The sequence below is a fragment of the Arthrobacter sp. ISL-85 genome, from assembly GCF_018613675.1.
Lineage (GTDB): Bacteria > Actinomycetota > Actinomycetes > Actinomycetales > Micrococcaceae > Arthrobacter.
The window spans coordinates 35865-50187 of the sequence record NZ_JAGGPQ010000029.1; the positions used below are offsets into that span (position 1 = coordinate 35865).

A 14323-nucleotide genomic window follows, 5' to 3' on the forward strand; every position below is an offset into this window, starting at 1 on the left:
CTTTCCCCGCCCCGCCGCTTAGCGGCGGCGGTAGCAGAGATCGAAGATCAGCCGGCCGGCCTCGTGGGCCTTTGCCTCGAAGCTGGTCCGGACCCTGCCCTCGAACCGGGGCGCCCAGCCGCCGGTTTCGTCCACGCCTTCATTGGGCCCGGTGTGTTCGGTGCTCACAGGTGCGCGCCCCTCACGGACGGGGGCGCCGCCCACCACCGATTCGACGCCGGACTGCCACACCTGCGTCAAAGGGCTTTCCGGGCCGCGGCGCTCGCCGGTGTGCAGGTTCTCGAAGTCCGCTGAGCCCGCCATGACGTCCCGGACATGGACGGCGTAGTTTGACCAGTCGGTGGCGATCCGGAACAGGCCCCCCGGTTTCAGCGCGCGCCCCGCGAGGCCGGCGAACTCGGGCTGGATGAGGCGGCGCTTATGGTGCCGCGACTTGTGCCAGGGGTCCGGAAAGAAGACCCACAGTTCGCTGACAGACCCTTCGGGCAGCATGGTGGCCAGAACTTCAGGGGCGTTTGCTTCCACCACGCGGACGTTGTTGAGGCCCCGGCTGTTGATCTTGATGATGGTGTTGGCAAGCCCGGGAGTGTAGACCTCCACGGCCAGGAAATTCGTGTCCGGGTGTTGTTCAGCTGCGTGGCAGATGGCGTCGCCGAGTCCTGAGCCGATCTCGACGATGAGCGGGGCCTCACGGCCGAATTCCGCTGCGGCGTCGAAGGTGTAATCGGGGTGGACCGAGGTGTTGGCCACGTGCCGTGGGACGTCGACTGCCCACCGCTCGGCATGCTCAGCCCAGGCAGCCTGCCGGCGGCCCTGCAGCCTGGTGCCGCGGCGCACGAAACTGACCGGGCGGCCGCCGTAGGTACCGAAGGAGGCCTGGGTTCCGGGCGTTACGGGCCTTGGGACATGCGGCTGCTGGGGGTTCTCGGGGGATTCGCTCATCCCTTCCAGAATAGCGCTGAGGGGACAGCCGAAGATCGGCGCCAGGAATACGCTTTGGCCGGGGACGCTCCGATGCTCAGAACACGCCTATGAGGTCGAGTGCCGGACCGAGTGCCAAAGCGAAGACCAGGCCGCAGATACAAAGGGCAACTGCCGCAGCGGACCGGCTTCCTGATCCCCGTGGCAACTCTTTCAGTGCCGGGAGTGCCAACCGAAGACCGAGCGAGGCGAAGAGGAGAGGCAGGCTGAACAGCACGAAGGGAGCCACCCAGGGAGCGGAGGAGTGTCCGTTGTCCGAATAGGTCAGGAGCATGGCCAGCCCGGCGAATGGCCCGGTCAGGAACATGCTGGCGGGGGCAAGGATCGCCAGGACCAGGCTGTTCGTCCCTTTGTGGTTGGGCGCCCCCGGCGATTGCGCGGGGCCACTTGGCAAAGGAGGCGGGCCAGCCCCGCCGGGCGGTGCGCCTTCCAGCGGTGCAGGGCGTGATTCCGGCGGCGGCGTCGTTTCCATAGTGCTCCCGTGGGTTGGTGCGGCCAGGTGGCTGGCCGCGGCTGGTTACAACGTATGAATTTGCGCAGCCCTCCGGAACCTGCGCCGGTCCGTATGTGGATAACGACCGGTGCCGCGCCATCCTGCAAGAATGGGCGAATGACCGACGCAACGAATGCCGAACCGGGGATGCAGCAGCGAAGGGCCGACTCCGGGGAAGCGCACCTCCGGACCAGGACGGGCAGCAGCCTGGTGGACCTCAGCACCCTGGTGGATGCAGAAATTGACGAGCTGCCGGCCCCTGAACCCACCCGGGTGGGCAGCCGGCGTGCTTTGGCCTACCTTGGCGTGTGCCTGGTCCTGATCGGACTGAACCTTCGCAGCGTCTTTTCCAGCCTTTCGGCAGTCCTGCCGGAAGTGACATCCCAGGCGGCGCTGCCGGGCTGGTCCGTGGTGGTGCTGACCACCGTTCCCGTAACACTGCTGGGCGTCTTCGCCCCGCTCGCCCCGGTCCTGGCGCGCCGGTTCGGTGCAGAGCGGGTGCTGCTGGGGGCCATGGCCTTGCTGACCGCCGGGCTGCTGCTGCGGCCCGTGGATACCGGGGCAGCCACCGGCGGCTCAGGCCACCTGCCTGCCCTCCTGGTTGGCACGGCAGCGTGCGGTGCGGCGATTGCCCTGTGCAACGTGCTTCTTCCGGGCCTGGTTAAACGCGACTTCCCCCACCGGCTGGGGCTCATGGGTGGCCTGTACACCACCGCGATCTGTGCGTCGGCCGCGCTCGGGGCGGGCTTCACCTACCCGGTCTACACGGCGACGGGGGAGTGGACCCGGGCGCTGTGGGTCTGGGCGGTGCCCGCCGCCGTGGTGCTTCTCTTGTTCCTTCCCGTGGCCGTGCGGCAGGGGACCGTCCGGCACCAGGCGGTCAGGGACGGCGTGAACGTGTGGCGCTCACCGGTGGCCTGGCAGGTGACCATCTTCATGGTGCTGCAGGCCATGATGTCCTTCAGCGGCTTCGCCTGGCTGGCGCCCATCCTCCGTGACAGGGGCGTGGACGGGGCCACCGCAGGGCTGATCGTTGCCGTCTGCATCGTGCTGCAGATGCTCGGGTCCCTGTTCGCCCCCGCCCTGGCCGCGAGGTTCCGCGACCAGCGCGCCATCAACACCGTGGTGGCACTGATGACCGGTGCGGGATTCGTGCTGAGCATCCTGGGCCCGCTGGACCTGATCTGGGTGTGGGCCGGCCTGCTCGGACTGGGGCAGGGAAGCCTCACCGCCGCCGCGCTGACCCTGATCATGCTCCGCACCCGCGACGGGCACACCGCCGCCCACCTCTCCGGCATGATGCAGGGTGTGGGCTATGGGGTGGGCTCCACAGGCACCCTCATGGTGGGGCAACTGCACCAGGCAACAGGTTCGTTTGTTCCCGCCGGAGTCCTGTTCATGGTGGTGGGCCTGCTCGCTGCGGTCTTCGGCTACCGGTCCGGCCGGAACCGTTACGTGGAGTAGGAGCCGCCGTGCGGGACTCCACCCTTCCAGCCGCCCACCCTGCCGCCGGGATCTTCCGGGCCCCATACCTTTGGGTGACCGTGGGAACCTGTGCCCTGGTGTTCCTGGCCGCCTTCGAATCCCTTGCCGTGACCACCATCATGCCCCTGGTCAGCCGGGAGCTGAACGGCGGAAGCCTCTACGCCCTGGCATTCGCGGGACCGCTGGCCACCGGCGTGATCGGCATGGTGGGGGCCGGCAACTGGTCCGACCGCCGCGGCCCCGCCTTGCCCCTGTACGCCTCCGTAGCCCTGTTCGTGCTGGGCCTGCTGATCGCGGGCACTTCGGTATCCATGCCCATGCTCGTCGCTGGCCGCCTGGTGCAGGGGCTCGGCGGCGGCGCCCTCACCGTTGCCCTCTACGTGCTGGTGGCACGGTTCTTCCCGGGCCCGCTGCATCCCCGAATCTTCGCCGCGTTTTCGGCAGCCTGGGTGGTCCCGTCACTGGTGGGACCCTTCGCCGCCGGCGTGGTGGCGCAGGTCTTCAGCTGGCACTGGGTGTTCCTGGGCGTGGTGGGTTTGGTGATTCCCGCCCTGGCAATGATCGTGCCGGTGCTGCGCGGACTGGACGGATCCGGAGAGGCCGGCCAGCCGGCAGAGACTGGCCGCTCCGAAGAAACCGCGCCGCCGTGGGCCCTTGGCCGTCTGGGATGGGCGGCGCTGGCCGCACTTGCCGTGCTGGGGCTCAACCTGTCCGCGGACGCCAATATCCCCGCCTTCCCCGCCGCCACGCCTGTCCTGGCGCTCGCCGCCGTCGCGCTTGCAATGGTGGCTGTCCGTCCCTTGGTGCCCTCCGGCACCCTCGCCGCCCGCCGCGGGCTTCCGAGCGTGATCCTGGCGCGCGGGCTTGCGTCGGCGTCGTTTTTCGGCGCAGAGGTCTACCTTCCGTACCTCCTGATTGACCAGTACTCGTTCCCGCCCACCCTGGCCGGACTGACCCTCACCGGCGGGGCGCTGGCTTGGGCAGGCGCCGCGGCAATCCAGGGCCGGCTGGGCACCCGCCTGCCGCACCGGCGCGCGGTCCAGGCAGGATCGCTCATGGTCCTGGTGGCAGTGCTCCTGGCCCTGGCCACCACGGCGCTGCACTGGTCCGCCGCCATCGCCATAGCCGGCTGGGTCCTGGCAGGCGGTGGCATGGGCCTGCTCTACCCGCGCTTGAGCGTGATGACCCTGGCGCTCTCCACCAGGGAGGACGAAGGCTTCAACAGCTCCGCCATGTCCATCTCAGACTCCCTCGGCGGCGCGCTTTCACTGGCCACCACCGGGATTGTTTTCGCGGCGTTCACGACGCCGGTCCAGTCCTTCTCAGGCGTCTTCGCCTTCACCGCGGCCATCGGGGTCGCCGCTGCCTTGGTGGCACCGCGGGTCACCGCCGCGGAACCCCTGGACACTTAGGGCAGCCGGGTGGCACGCAGGACGACGTCGGCGATGGTCGTCTCCTGCCCCTCCGGCCCGGTCACCGGGCGCTCCCGGCTGGTGAGGACCTCCAGCTGCCACTCCGGGCGGCCGCTGGAAGCTGCCCGGTCCAGCGACAGCTCACGGACCAGCTGATCCCCGGTGTAGAACATGTCCCGGTTCTTGTGGTGGTCGTTGCCCCAGGGCGGCAGCCGGTCCGGGTGGTGGCCCACCACCAACAGGGTTCCGCCCGGCTTGACGGCTGCGGCCGCATTCCGCAGGGGGACCCGCCAATCGAGTTCCTGGGAATGCAGGAACTGCGACGTCACCAGGTCGTAGGAGCCCTCCGGTCGCCACTGCGCCAGGTCGGCCAGTTGCCAGGTGATCCGGCTTTGGATATCGCCGTTCGAGGCGTCCACGCTTTCCCTTGCCAGTTCGGCCAGCTCGTGCGAGCGCGCCCGCTCCAGGGCAACAGCGGAAAGGTCGACGGCGGTCACGGACCAGCCTTGCTGCGCCAGCCAGATGGCGTCGGCGCCTTCGCCGCACCCCAGTTCCAGCGCCTTTCCGGGCCGCAGGCCGCCGGCCTCCCGAACCAGCTGCGGATTCGGCTTCCCGCTCCAGAGCCGTGCTTTGGTGCGGTACCGCTCGTCCCATGCGGAAGCCGCGTCGATGCCGCCGCCGCCAGCCCCCTCCGTCAGGCCGCCGGCGTCGTGCGCGTATCCTTCGTGCTGGTGGGTGTCCTGCTGCCCCGGGTGTTCGCTCATGCCTCAACACTGCCCCGCTGTGGCGCCCAAGGCAACGCCGGGAACAGGTTCCGGGCGTTGGGATGCTAGACTGGTGGAACTTGATGTGCAGTGATGCCGCCTGCTCCTGATCTGGAGATCCTATCCAGGGAGTGGGCTTTCTTCATGTGAGAGGCACATCCTGCGTCGATGAACGCGTTCCATTTGGTCCCTGCCGGCTGTCCTTATTTGCAGCGGCACGGTTGATCACCTGACTTTTCTTCGGCGAACCCCTGGTCCAACCGGCATCGGGGGCCGATATCCGCATGGATACCGCCTGAAAGACCGTAAAAAACTACATGACTACTTTTGCTGCCCTCGGTACTCCCAAGGCCCTTGCAGACACCCTCACCGCGCAGGGAATCGTTGAACCGTTCCCCATCCAGGTCAAGACCCTCCCGGACACGCTGTCCGGGCGTGACGTCCTGGGCCGCGGCCGGACCGGATCCGGTAAGACCATCGCTTTCGCCATCCCGCTTGTAGCAAGACTCGCTGAGCGGGAAGCCAAGCACTTCCGCAAACCCGGCCGCCCCATGGGCCTGGTCCTGGCGCCCACCCGTGAACTGGCAACCCAGATCAACGCCACCATCGAACCGATGGCCAAGGCCATGGGCCTGAACACCACAGTGATTTACGGCGGCATCTCCCAGGCCCGCCAGGAAAAGGCATTGCGTGCCGGCGTGGACATCGTCATCGCCTGCCCCGGACGCCTGGAGGACCTGATCCGCCAGCGCATCCTCACCCTCGAGGCAGTGGAGATCACCGTCCTGGACGAGGCCGACCACATGGCCGACCTCGGCTTCCTGCCCGTGGTGAAGAAGCTCATGGACATGACGCCCAGCCAGGGCCAGCGCCTGCTCTTCTCCGCCACCCTGGACAACGGCGTGGACAAGATCGTCCAGCGCTACCTGTCCAACCCGCTCACCCACTCGGTGGACGATCCGCAGGCTGCGGTGACCACGATGGAGCACCACGTGCTGGTGGTCAACGACCAGACTGTCAAGAAGCAGCTGATCGTTGAGCTCGCTTCGGGCGCCGGCCGCCGTGTCCTGTTCATGCGGACCAAGCACCACGCCCGCAAGCTGGCCAAGACCCTGACCGACGCCGGGATCCCCGCCGTCGACCTGCACGGCAACCTGTCGCAAAACGCCCGGGACCGCAACCTCGCCGAGTTTTCCAACGGGGACGTCCGCGTCCTGGTGGCCACCGACGTCGCTGCCCGCGGTGTGCACGTTGACGACGTCGAACTGGTCATCCACGTGGATCCGCCCACCGAGCACAAGGCGTACTTGCACCGTTCCGGCCGCACCGCGCGTGCCGGCTCCGACGGCACCGTGGTCACGCTGACCCTCCCGGAGCAGCAGTCCGACGTCAAGAAGCTCATGAAGGCTGCCGGCGTCGAGGTGAACTTTGAGCGCGTCACGGCCAACTCCCCGATCGTGGCTGACCTGGTGGGCGAAATCGCCGACAAGGTTGACCCCCGCACCCGCGCCGCACTGATGGCTGCCAAGGCTCCCCGCCAGGGTGGCGGCACCTCCACCGGTGCCAATGCGGAGCGAAAGCGTGCACGCCGCCAGGCTGCACCATCAGCCGGTGGGCGCGGCGGCAGGGGCGGACGCGGCAAGGTTTCGGCCGAACCCGCCCGCACCGATGTTCCACGCGCCGAGCGCCGCGCAGTCGCTTTCGAGGGCCGCACCGAAGCCCGCGCCGCATTCGACCGCAATGCCGAGCAAAATGAGGACCGCGCGGTGGCAGCAGCCGCTGCCCGCCGCAACGCCCGTGGCCGCGGCACCGCTTCGACCCACCGCAACGACGTCCCCGCAGCAGGTGGCCGCTCATCGGCCGGCCGCGGTTCGGACGGCCGTGCAGCAGAGGGCCGGGGCGATTCCCGGATCACCCGCAGCGATGCCCCGCGCGGCGGCACCGGCCGCCCGGCCTCAGGCGGACGCCCCGCCGGCGGCGGACAGCGCAGCGGACGCCCCGCAACCGGCCAGCGTGCAGCAGCATCCGGCCAGCGCTCCTCCGGGGCAGCTGGCGGCAACAAGGCTGTCTGGTCCTCCAACACCGGCGGAACGTCCGGCGGCTCCTACGGCTCCGGCAGTGGTGCTTCCGGCAACGGCGGTTCCGGCCGCGCGGCCCGCAGCGGCCCGCGCCGCGCATCCGCCCCGGCGTCGAACGAGCGCCGCGGCCGCTAATCGCTAGATAGCCCAGCGGGCCTGCCTTCCGGGCGGGCCCGCTGGGTCGTTTAACCGGCTTTTACCAACCGCGCGCACTGCTCCCACCAAGATCCGGATCTGTGGGAGCCGGGGCAGGGACCGCGTCCCCTGCCGCCGGCAAACGCTCAAGCCGGGGGTCTGGTCACGTCAGTGCCGTCATGATGAGCGCGCCCACCAGGCCCATGCCCATGACGGCGAACCCCATGGCAACGATGACCCGGCCGGGGAAAGCACCGCGGACCATAAGCATTGAGGGCAGGCTCAGGGCCGGCAGGGTCAGCACCAGGGCTCCCAAAGGCCCCATTCCAACCCCTGCGGCCATCAAAGCACCGAGGATGGGAATCTCCGCGGCCGTCGGGATCACAAACAGGGTTCCGACGACGGCGAGCAGGACGGCTGCGGGCAGGCCCCACGATGCGAGTGTGCCGGCCTCCGGGAACAGCCAGCCACGGAAGCCGCCAAGGAGCATCACAACCACCGCATACTCCGGCAGGAGGCGCACCGCCAACCGGACCAGGGCCCTGGCGAACCTGCGAACAGCGCCGGCGGCAGTCCCGCTGCCGGCGGGCTGGTCCTCCGGCTCGGCGACACTGGTCGCTTTCGCCAGGCGGCCCACGAGCAGCGTGACGCCGAAGACAAGGACCACACCCGTGCCAACGCGGACGGCGACGAACTGCCAGGGGAGTACGAAGGCCATGAATGCCAGGGCTGCCGGGTTAAGCACCGGGTTGCCCAGCCAGTACGCCAGCGCGGAGCTGACCGGAACACCTCTGCGACGGATGTTCAAGGCGACAGGTGCCGCGCAGCACGTGCACATCATCGACGACATCGACAGAAGTCCGCCGCACACCGTGCTCACCGCCGGGCCACGCCTGGCCTGGAACAGCGCGAGCAGCCGGCGGGCTGGCAGAAACGCCTCTACCGCCGCAGCCACGAGCAGGCCTGCCACGAGCGCCTGCCAGATCGACGCCACGTAGGCGAGGCTGTACTCGACGGCCGCGTTCCAGGACGGGGATGGCGGCGCACTTGCTTTGCCGGACAGGACGGAGCTTCCCAAGGAGTGGCTGCCGGCTACCAACGGAATTTTGAGGGCGTATGGGTACCACTTGGCCCATGCGAGGACAGCGATGGCTATCCCGGCCGTGACCAGTGTTCCCACAAGCACACTGCGCCGGTGGCGTTGGCCCGGGTCTGGCGTGAGCTTCTGGTTCAGCCGCCCGTTGTCCTGGGCTTCGATGCCGACGGCAATGTTCTTCATGCGTTCCCGGAACCTCTCCTCGTGGGACGTGGCGACAGCTGTTATTCGCTACCAGCCGCGGGCGCGCCACTCTTCAAGATGCGGCCGCTCCGCACCCAGGGTGGTGGGCTTGCCGTGCCCGGGATGCACGACGGCGGTGTCCGGGTAGGCGCCGAACAGCCGCTCCGTGACGTCGGACAGGAGCTGGTTGAACCGTTCCGGGTCCTTCTGGGTATTGCCCACGCCGCCCGGGAACAGGGAGTCCCCGGAGAAGATGTGCGCCGGTCCTTCCGGGTCCTGGTAGACGAAGGCGATCGAGCCCGGCGTATGGCCGCGCAGGTGTACGGCTGTCAGTTCGAACCCATCCACGGCCACCGTGTCCCCGTGCCCGAGCCGCCGGTCCACGGCGGCAGGCAACGCGTCGGCGTCGTCCGCTCCTGCGGCAGTTGGCGCCCTGGTGGAGTCCACCAGTTCCTTCAAGGCCCGTACGTGGTCCCAGTGCTGGTGCGTGGTGGCGACCAGCGCAAGGTGAGCCCCTGCACTGGTGTCCCCGGCCCCGTCCGCCAGCAGCTGCTCGATGGCGGGCAGGTTGTCCGCGGCGTCAATCAACACTTGCGCACCGCTCTCCTTCGCGGTGAGCAGGTACACGTTGTTGTCCATCTGGCTGACGGAAATGCTGCGGATGGTGAGGGCAGGCAGGTCGTACAGAAGTGAGTCCATGGGCTTCAGTCTAGGGACGGACTACAGGTCAAGCGGCATGGTGGTGGAGTAGACCTGCTTGGACGGCGGAGCGGCCAGGACGTCGCTGAGCCTGTGCTGCCCCTCGGGCGTCTTCCGCCACGCCACGTAGTCGTCGTGGTCCTGCGCGCTGGCCCAGGTTTCCACCACCAGGATGTGGCACGGGTCCGCGTCATCCACCAACGCTTCGATGCCCTGGTTGCCGGGCCAGGCGCGGGTGGCCGCCAGCGTTTCGGACAGATATTTGGCGGCGTCGTCCCGGCGGGCGGGGTCGATCTGGACTTCGAAGTGGACGATGGCGGGCATGGGGCTCCTTAGCGTGGTGTTGAGGCGTGTGGTCTGTTCGTTTTGAATAATGCGGGCTATTCCCGCCCTTCGGACACCCACTTGGGGTCCGCGGAACGGGAGCCGACGACGGCGTCCGAAGCAGCGTCCAGGGCGTCCAGATGCGCCGGGGTGAGCTCCAGGGCCAGGGCGCCAAGGTTTTCATCGATGCGCGCGGCCTTGCGGGTGCCGGGGATGGGGACCACCGGCAGGCCCAGCCGCTTGCCCTTGGCGAAGAGCCACGCCAGGGCAACCTGCGCCGGGGTGGCCTTCAGCTGATCCGCGACGGACTTGACGGTGTTCACCACCGCCTGGTTCGCGCTTGCCGCATCGGGGGCGAAGCGCGGGATGTTCCTGCGGAAGTCCTTGGCGCCCAGGCTGGAGGTATCGACGGTTCCGGTAAGGAATCCGCGGCCCAGCGGAGAGTACGGAACGAAGCCAACTCCCAGGCCGGCGGCGGCGGGAACAACGTTGCTCTCCACGTCCCGGCTCCAGATGGACCATTCGCTCTGGACCGCGGCGATCGGGTGGACCGCAGCTGCATCCTGCAGTTCCTGGGCCGTCACTTCGGACAGGCCCAGGTGCTTGACCTTTCCCTGCTTCACCAGTTCGGCCATGGCACCCACGGTCTCCTCGATGGGGACGCGGACGTCGCGGCGGTGCATGTAGTAGAGGTCGATCACGTCGGTGCCCAGCCGCTGCAGGCTCCGTTCCACCGCTTGGCGTACGTATTCGGCGTCCCCACGGATGTCCGTGTAGCCGTCCGTCGGGGTGCCCACCAGCGAGAACTTGGTGGCGAGCTGGACCTCGTCCCGCCGGTCCTTGAGCAGCTGCGAAATCAGCTCCTCGTTGCTGCCGCCGCCGTAAATGTCCGCAGTGTCGATGAAGCTGACGCCGGCGTCCACAGCGTGGTGCAGCGTCCGCAGCGCCTCGGCAGGGTCCACCTCGCCGTACACAGGGGTGAGGGCCATGCCGCCGAAGCCGAGGGAGCTGACGGTGAGCCCGTCGCCGAGCTGGACAGTGTTGGCGGCGCTTTCAGTGTTGGCGGGTTCCGTGTTGCCGGGTTGGGCAGGTGCTTTTGCCATGGTTCTCCTCTTCGTTTCCTGCTTTGAAATTACAGCCAGGGTATGACACGGTCCGCGGCGTGGCGGGTGGCCTGGATCAGGCGGGCATTGGCTTCGTCAGGTCCGGTGGCCCAGGCAAGTGCAGAGTCCCGCTCCATGCCGAACGAGATGTGCCGGTCCACCAGGCGCTGCAGCCGGAGCGCGGGCGGGGTCTCGAGGAACCACACCTCGTCCAGCTGCGCCCGCACCTCTTTCCACGGCTCCTGGTCCGCCAGCAGGTAGTTGCCCTCCGTGATGACCAGCTGGACCTCGGCCGGGACGGCGATGGAGGCGGCCACCGGCTCGTCCAGGGTGCGCCGGAACTCCGGCGCGTACACCACCGCCTCATCCCGGCGCGCCAGGCGGCGCAGCAGCGAAAGGTAGCCGCCGGCGTCGAACGTATCAATGGCGCCTTTGCGCTGGCGGAGCGGGGTCCCATCGATGATCGCGTTGCCCAGGTGGAAGCCGTCCATCGGGACCACCACCGATGTCCCGGGGCTGAGCTGCTCCTGCAGCCAGGCGGCAAAGGTGGACTTGCCGGATCCCGGCGCCCCCGCTATGCCCAGGATGGTCCGCGTTCCGGGCACCAGGCGGCGCCGGAGCGCGTCCACGGCCACGGTGATCTCGGGGGAGTCCATGGCAAAAGCCTAGTCACCCTTCTGCGCCTGCGGAGCATCTTTTCCGGCCGGGAGTGCCTTCAGGCCGGCGGCGCAGCCCACGATCGCCGCGATGAACAGCAGCTTCACCACCCTGAAAGGTTCCACGCCGGTGGCCATGGCCCAGCTGACGGTCAACGCCGCGCCGATGCCCACCCAGACGGCGTAGGCGGTGCCCAGCGGGATGCTCCGGATGGCCAGGCCCAGGCCCAGCATGCTCAGGGTTGCGGTGACTGCGAAGACGATGGTGGGCAGGGGCTGGCTGAACCCGTCGGACAGGCCAAGGGCCGTGGCCCAGACTGCCTCCAGGACTGCGGAAGCCAGGAGTACCAGCCAGGGAACGGACCGCTTCAGCATCACGCCACCACCTTGAGGCCAACCACGCACGCGGCGATGCCGGACAGCAGCAGCAGGCGCGCCGCCGTCGGGCGTTCCACCTTGGTGGCCATCGCGTAGGCGGAGGTCAGGACTACGCCCACTCCCACCCAGACCGCGTAGGCGGTGCCTGTGGGGATGGACTGCATGGCGACGGCAAGGCCGCCCGTGCTGCCCGCCACGGCCACCAGGAACAAGGCTGCGGGGGCGAGGCGGCGGCGTCCGGAAACCTGGGCGGTCCGGTGGAGCGCCGCTGCCCAGACGGCCTCCAGTGCGCCGGAAAGAATGAGGATGATCCACGACATGACAGTTCCTTTGGCCAGTCTTGTCGCGTGCCGGGTACTGAACCGTCGTCCGGAGGCCCGGGGTGCGGGGCCTTGGCTTCCAGCGTAGCAACGGCCGACGGCGGCCAGCCACCGTTGGTGAACAACCTCACCGGCAGGGTGGTTACGAGGCGGGATCCAACTGGTCGATGGATACCACTGCCAGGAAACCGCGGCCCAGGATTTCGGGGGAGTCGGCATCCGAGCCGACTACCGCGTCATATCGGTCCAGCTCCACCGGCTCGGCGCCGCCCTGGCTGGCTTGTGCCTGTCCCTGCAGCAATACCCCCAACTGACCCTCGAACACAGGGTGGGCGCGTTTCTTGGACAGCTCGATGATCGAGGTGTAACCCTTGAATGCCGCCGAACGGGTGATCACGTTGAGGTCCCGGATGTCCCCGGTGGGGAGCTTCGCCCCGGTGGCAGCGCCGCCGTCGAACCGAAAGGGACGGTACTTCTCCAGGGGCTGCTCCACGCCGTCCACGGTGAGCAGCAGCAGTTCCCCCTCGATGACTGTCAGGACGCGCTCCATGCCGGGGAACGCGGAAAAATCTCCCGCCTTGCCCACATCCGCGATGCTCACCCGCCAGTCCCAGCCGCCGTCTGCCGAGCCCCGGCGCGCGATTTCCCTGGTCACCCCGCCGCCGTTGCGCCATGGCTCGGCTTTGAGGTCTGCGAAGCGGATGATCTGCATCAGCCCAGCCTAGTTCCCCACCATGATTGCCCGTCGCAGTTGTGCCCGGGTCCCTGCTAATCTCCTCCGGGGGGTCAACACGAAAACAGCCTGAAGGAGCCCGGGAATGTTCGTCAAAGTGTGTGGTCTCAGCACCCCTGAATCCGTCCGCGAAGCAGTGGATGCCGGCGCTGATGCCGTGGGATTCGTCCTCACCGCCAGCCCCCGGGTCGTCTCACCGTCGCAGGCTGTCTCCTTGCTGGCCGGGGTTCCGGACAGCGTTTCCCCGATCGGCGTCTTCCGCGACGAGCCCGTAGCCGACGCCATTGCCATCGCCCGGGCCGCGGGCCTGGAATGGATCCAGCTGCATGGGGCCCGGTCACGCGCGGACGTGGCAACAGTGCACGACGCCGGCATGAAGCTGGTCAGGGCCATCACCATGGGTGCCGGCCAGGATGAGTTTGAAGACTGGGGTGAGGATCTGCTCCTGATCGATGCCGCCGTGCCGGGCTCCGGCGAGTCCTGGGACTATGCCTCCGTGGCGGCCCTTCCTGTGCTCCAGGGGCGCAGTTGGCTGCTGGCCGGTGGCTTGGAATCCACCAACGTGGGCCAGGCATCAGCGGCCGCGCACGCCTGGGGCGTGGACGTGTCCTCCGGTGTTGAAGCGTCCCGCGGCGTGAAGGATTTGGCCAAGATCCGCGCGTTCGTTCAGGCAGCCAAAGCGGCTGCCACGGTTTAGCCGCCCGGGCCTCCTGGGCAAGCGGAGGCGGGATCGGGGCGGGACCAGGGATGTCACCCATCTTTTGGCCGCAGGCTCTTTTGTCAGGGGTCGAGGGCACAATGGGTGCATGAAGACACTTCTGAACATCATCTGGCTGGTTTTCGGCGGCTTTTGGCTGGCCCTGGGTTATTTCCTCGCGGGCGTGGTGTGCTGCCTGCTGATCGTCACCATTCCGTGGGGCATTGCCTCATTCCGGATTGCCGCCTATACCCTCTGGCCGTTTGGCCGGATGGTGGTGGACAAGCCCGGCGGTACCGGTGTCTTCTCACTGCTGGGCAACGTGATCTGGCTGCTGGTGGCCGGGATCTGGATTGCCATTGGCCACGTGGTCACTGCATTCGCCATGGCAATGACCATCGTTGGCATCCCGCTGGCCATCGCCAACCTGAAGCTCATCCCGGTGTCCCTGATGCCCCTGGGCAAGCAGATCGTGCCCACCAATACGCCGTTTGTAAGCACCTATCCCGTCAGGACTTACCGCTGATATGTAGGTTGGATTGTCAAGAGGGCAGAGATGAGCGGCTCCTGGGCCCGTGTGGTTCCGGGGGCCGCTCATCGTGTGCCGGTCCGGTCGTGGTGTGAGTGGTGGTGGCGAGTCGTTTTCGACTGGCAGTGTCAGGCTGACATTCGCGGGTTGGTTACCGCATGACGAAGTGTTCGGCTGGAGCGTTATCGGTGTCTAGGATCGAGCGTCGACGGTTTGGTCCGTCTGCTCATAGCGGTTTCTCGAGTTAGCTCCGCGTG

16 protein-coding genes and 1 riboswitch are annotated in these 14323 nt (G+C 68.0%); of the genes, 5 read left to right on the forward strand and 11 right to left on the reverse strand.

Going from position 1 to position 14323, the window contains the following annotated elements; genetic code table 11:
* Nucleotides 1-18: 18 nt before the first annotated feature.
* Complete coding sequence (trmB, locus tag J7I84_RS20105) at nucleotides 19-942, reverse strand: tRNA (guanosine(46)-N7)-methyltransferase TrmB (protein ID WP_214946286.1); 924 nt, start codon at nucleotides 940-942, stop codon at nucleotides 19-21.
* Between the two features lie 76 nt (nucleotides 943-1018).
* Nucleotides 1019-1453: a hypothetical protein gene (locus J7I84_RS20110; RefSeq protein ID WP_214946287.1), complete on the reverse strand. Its 435-nt coding sequence runs from the start codon at nucleotides 1451-1453 to the stop codon at nucleotides 1019-1021.
* A 138-nt stretch (nucleotides 1454-1591) separates the two neighbouring features.
* Between J7I84_RS20110 and J7I84_RS20115 the strand changes: the two genes are divergently transcribed.
* Together J7I84_RS20115 and J7I84_RS20120 are read left to right on the forward strand one after the other, a co-directional pair.
* Entirely contained in the window at nucleotides 1592-2938 is a 1347-nt protein-coding gene (locus tag J7I84_RS20115; protein WP_214946288.1) for an MFS transporter, read from the forward strand.
* Nucleotides 2939-2946: 8 nt separating this feature from the next.
* Nucleotides 2947-4371 (forward strand): MFS transporter, encoded by a 1425-nt coding sequence (locus J7I84_RS20120; protein WP_214946289.1) that lies wholly within the window; start codon nucleotides 2947-2949, stop codon nucleotides 4369-4371.
* On the opposite strand, the gene J7I84_RS20125 is transcribed toward J7I84_RS20120, so the two are convergent.
* A complete protein-coding gene (locus J7I84_RS20125) occupies nucleotides 4368-5135 on the reverse strand; it encodes a cyclopropane-fatty-acyl-phospholipid synthase family protein (RefSeq protein WP_214946290.1) in 768 nt (255 codons plus the stop codon). The genes J7I84_RS20120 and J7I84_RS20125 overlap by 4 nt on opposite strands.
* A 317-nt stretch (nucleotides 5136-5452) precedes the next feature.
* On the opposite strand from J7I84_RS20125, the gene J7I84_RS20130 reads away from it, so the two are divergent.
* Nucleotides 5453-7348, forward strand: coding sequence for a DEAD/DEAH box helicase (locus J7I84_RS20130; RefSeq protein ID WP_214946291.1), 1896 nt, complete (start codon nucleotides 5453-5455; stop codon nucleotides 7346-7348).
* 163 nt (nucleotides 7349-7511) lie between these two features.
* On the opposite strand, the gene J7I84_RS20135 is transcribed toward J7I84_RS20130, so the two are convergent.
* The 8 genes from J7I84_RS20135 to J7I84_RS20170 all read right to left on the reverse strand — a co-directional run bounded on the left by J7I84_RS20135 (nucleotide 7512) and on the right by J7I84_RS20170 (nucleotide 12819).
* The gene (locus J7I84_RS20135; protein WP_214946292.1) at nucleotides 7512-8627 is read right to left on the reverse strand and encodes a permease; all 1116 of its coding nucleotides are present in this window, start codon (nucleotides 8625-8627) and stop codon (nucleotides 7512-7514) included.
* A gap of 48 nt (nucleotides 8628-8675) precedes the next feature.
* A complete protein-coding gene (locus J7I84_RS20140) occupies nucleotides 8676-9326 on the reverse strand; it encodes an MBL fold metallo-hydrolase (protein WP_214946293.1) in 651 nt (216 codons plus the stop codon).
* Between the two features lie 21 nt (nucleotides 9327-9347).
* Entirely contained in the window at nucleotides 9348-9650 is a 303-nt protein-coding gene (locus J7I84_RS20145; protein WP_214946294.1) for a putative quinol monooxygenase, read from the reverse strand.
* Nucleotides 9651-9706: 56 nt separating this feature from the next.
* Nucleotides 9707-10753 (reverse strand): aldo/keto reductase, encoded by a 1047-nt coding sequence (locus J7I84_RS20150; RefSeq protein WP_285291251.1) that lies wholly within the window; start codon nucleotides 10751-10753, stop codon nucleotides 9707-9709.
* A gap of 29 nt (nucleotides 10754-10782) precedes the next feature.
* The gene (locus J7I84_RS20155) at nucleotides 10783-11409 is read right to left on the reverse strand and encodes a nucleoside/nucleotide kinase family protein (protein ID WP_214946295.1); all 627 of its coding nucleotides are present in this window, start codon (nucleotides 11407-11409) and stop codon (nucleotides 10783-10785) included.
* A 9-nt stretch (nucleotides 11410-11418) separates the two neighbouring features.
* Nucleotides 11419-11784, reverse strand: a complete 366-nt coding sequence (locus J7I84_RS20160) for a multidrug efflux SMR transporter (protein WP_214946305.1) — start codon at nucleotides 11782-11784, stop codon at nucleotides 11419-11421.
* Nucleotides 11784-12107: a multidrug efflux SMR transporter gene (locus tag J7I84_RS20165; RefSeq protein WP_214946296.1), complete on the reverse strand. Its 324-nt coding sequence runs from the start codon at nucleotides 12105-12107 to the stop codon at nucleotides 11784-11786. Before J7I84_RS20165 ends, J7I84_RS20160 begins: the two co-directional genes overlap by 1 nt.
* Before the next feature lie 9 nt (nucleotides 12108-12116).
* Nucleotides 12117-12182: riboswitch (guanidine-III (ykkC-III) riboswitch) on the reverse strand.
* A gap of 67 nt (nucleotides 12183-12249) precedes the next feature.
* Nucleotides 12250-12819 carry a HutD family protein gene (locus J7I84_RS20170; RefSeq protein ID WP_214946297.1) on the reverse strand — a complete coding sequence of 190 codons (570 nt, stop codon included), beginning with the start codon at nucleotides 12817-12819 and terminating at the stop codon, nucleotides 12250-12252.
* 106 nt (nucleotides 12820-12925) lie between these two features.
* Here J7I84_RS20170 and J7I84_RS20175 point away from each other — a divergent pair, with 106 nt between their 5' ends.
* Together J7I84_RS20175 and J7I84_RS20180 are read left to right on the forward strand one after the other, a co-directional pair.
* Nucleotides 12926-13537, forward strand: a complete 612-nt coding sequence (locus J7I84_RS20175; protein WP_214946298.1) for a phosphoribosylanthranilate isomerase — start codon at nucleotides 12926-12928, stop codon at nucleotides 13535-13537.
* A 109-nt stretch (nucleotides 13538-13646) separates the two neighbouring features.
* Nucleotides 13647-14063, forward strand: coding sequence for a YccF domain-containing protein (locus J7I84_RS20180; RefSeq protein ID WP_214946299.1), 417 nt, complete (start codon nucleotides 13647-13649; stop codon nucleotides 14061-14063).
* Nucleotides 14064-14323: the final 260 nt, after the last annotated feature.

Coding starts and splice junctions, on each gene's coding strand:
- J7I84_RS20180 (WP_214946299.1), top strand. CDS start 13,647: ATGAAGACACTTCTGAACATCATCTGGCTGGTTTTCGGCGGCTTTTGG.
- J7I84_RS20110 (WP_214946287.1), bottom strand. CDS start 1,453: ATGGAAACGACGCCGCCGCCGGAATCACGCCCTGCACCGCTGGAAGGC.
- J7I84_RS20145 (WP_214946294.1), bottom strand. CDS start 9,650: ATGCCCGCCATCGTCCACTTCGAAGTCCAGATCGACCCCGCCCGCCGG.
- J7I84_RS20140 (WP_214946293.1), bottom strand. CDS start 9,326: ATGGACTCACTTCTGTACGACCTGCCTGCCCTCACCATCCGCAGCATT.
- J7I84_RS20125 (WP_214946290.1), bottom strand. CDS start 5,135: ATGAGCGAACACCCGGGGCAGCAGGACACCCACCAGCACGAAGGATAC.
- J7I84_RS20165 (WP_214946296.1), bottom strand. CDS start 12,107: ATGTCGTGGATCATCCTCATTCTTTCCGGCGCACTGGAGGCCGTCTGG.
- trmB (WP_214946286.1), bottom strand. CDS start 942: ATGAGCGAATCCCCCGAGAACCCCCAGCAGCCGCATGTCCCAAGGCCC.
- J7I84_RS20170 (WP_214946297.1), bottom strand. CDS start 12,819: ATGCAGATCATCCGCTTCGCAGACCTCAAAGCCGAGCCATGGCGCAAC.
- J7I84_RS20160 (WP_214946305.1), bottom strand. CDS start 11,784: ATGCTGAAGCGGTCCGTTCCCTGGCTGGTACTCCTGGCTTCCGCAGTC.
- J7I84_RS20175 (WP_214946298.1), top strand. CDS start 12,926: ATGTTCGTCAAAGTGTGTGGTCTCAGCACCCCTGAATCCGTCCGCGAA.
- J7I84_RS20115 (WP_214946288.1), top strand. CDS start 1,592: ATGACCGACGCAACGAATGCCGAACCGGGGATGCAGCAGCGAAGGGCC.
- J7I84_RS20155 (WP_214946295.1), bottom strand. CDS start 11,409: ATGGACTCCCCCGAGATCACCGTGGCCGTGGACGCGCTCCGGCGCCGC.
- J7I84_RS20150 (WP_285291251.1), bottom strand. CDS start 10,753: ATGGCAAAAGCACCTGCCCAACCCGGCAACACGGAACCCGCCAACACT.
- J7I84_RS20130 (WP_214946291.1), top strand. CDS start 5,453: ATGACTACTTTTGCTGCCCTCGGTACTCCCAAGGCCCTTGCAGACACC.
- J7I84_RS20135 (WP_214946292.1), bottom strand. CDS start 8,627: ATGAAGAACATTGCCGTCGGCATCGAAGCCCAGGACAACGGGCGGCTG.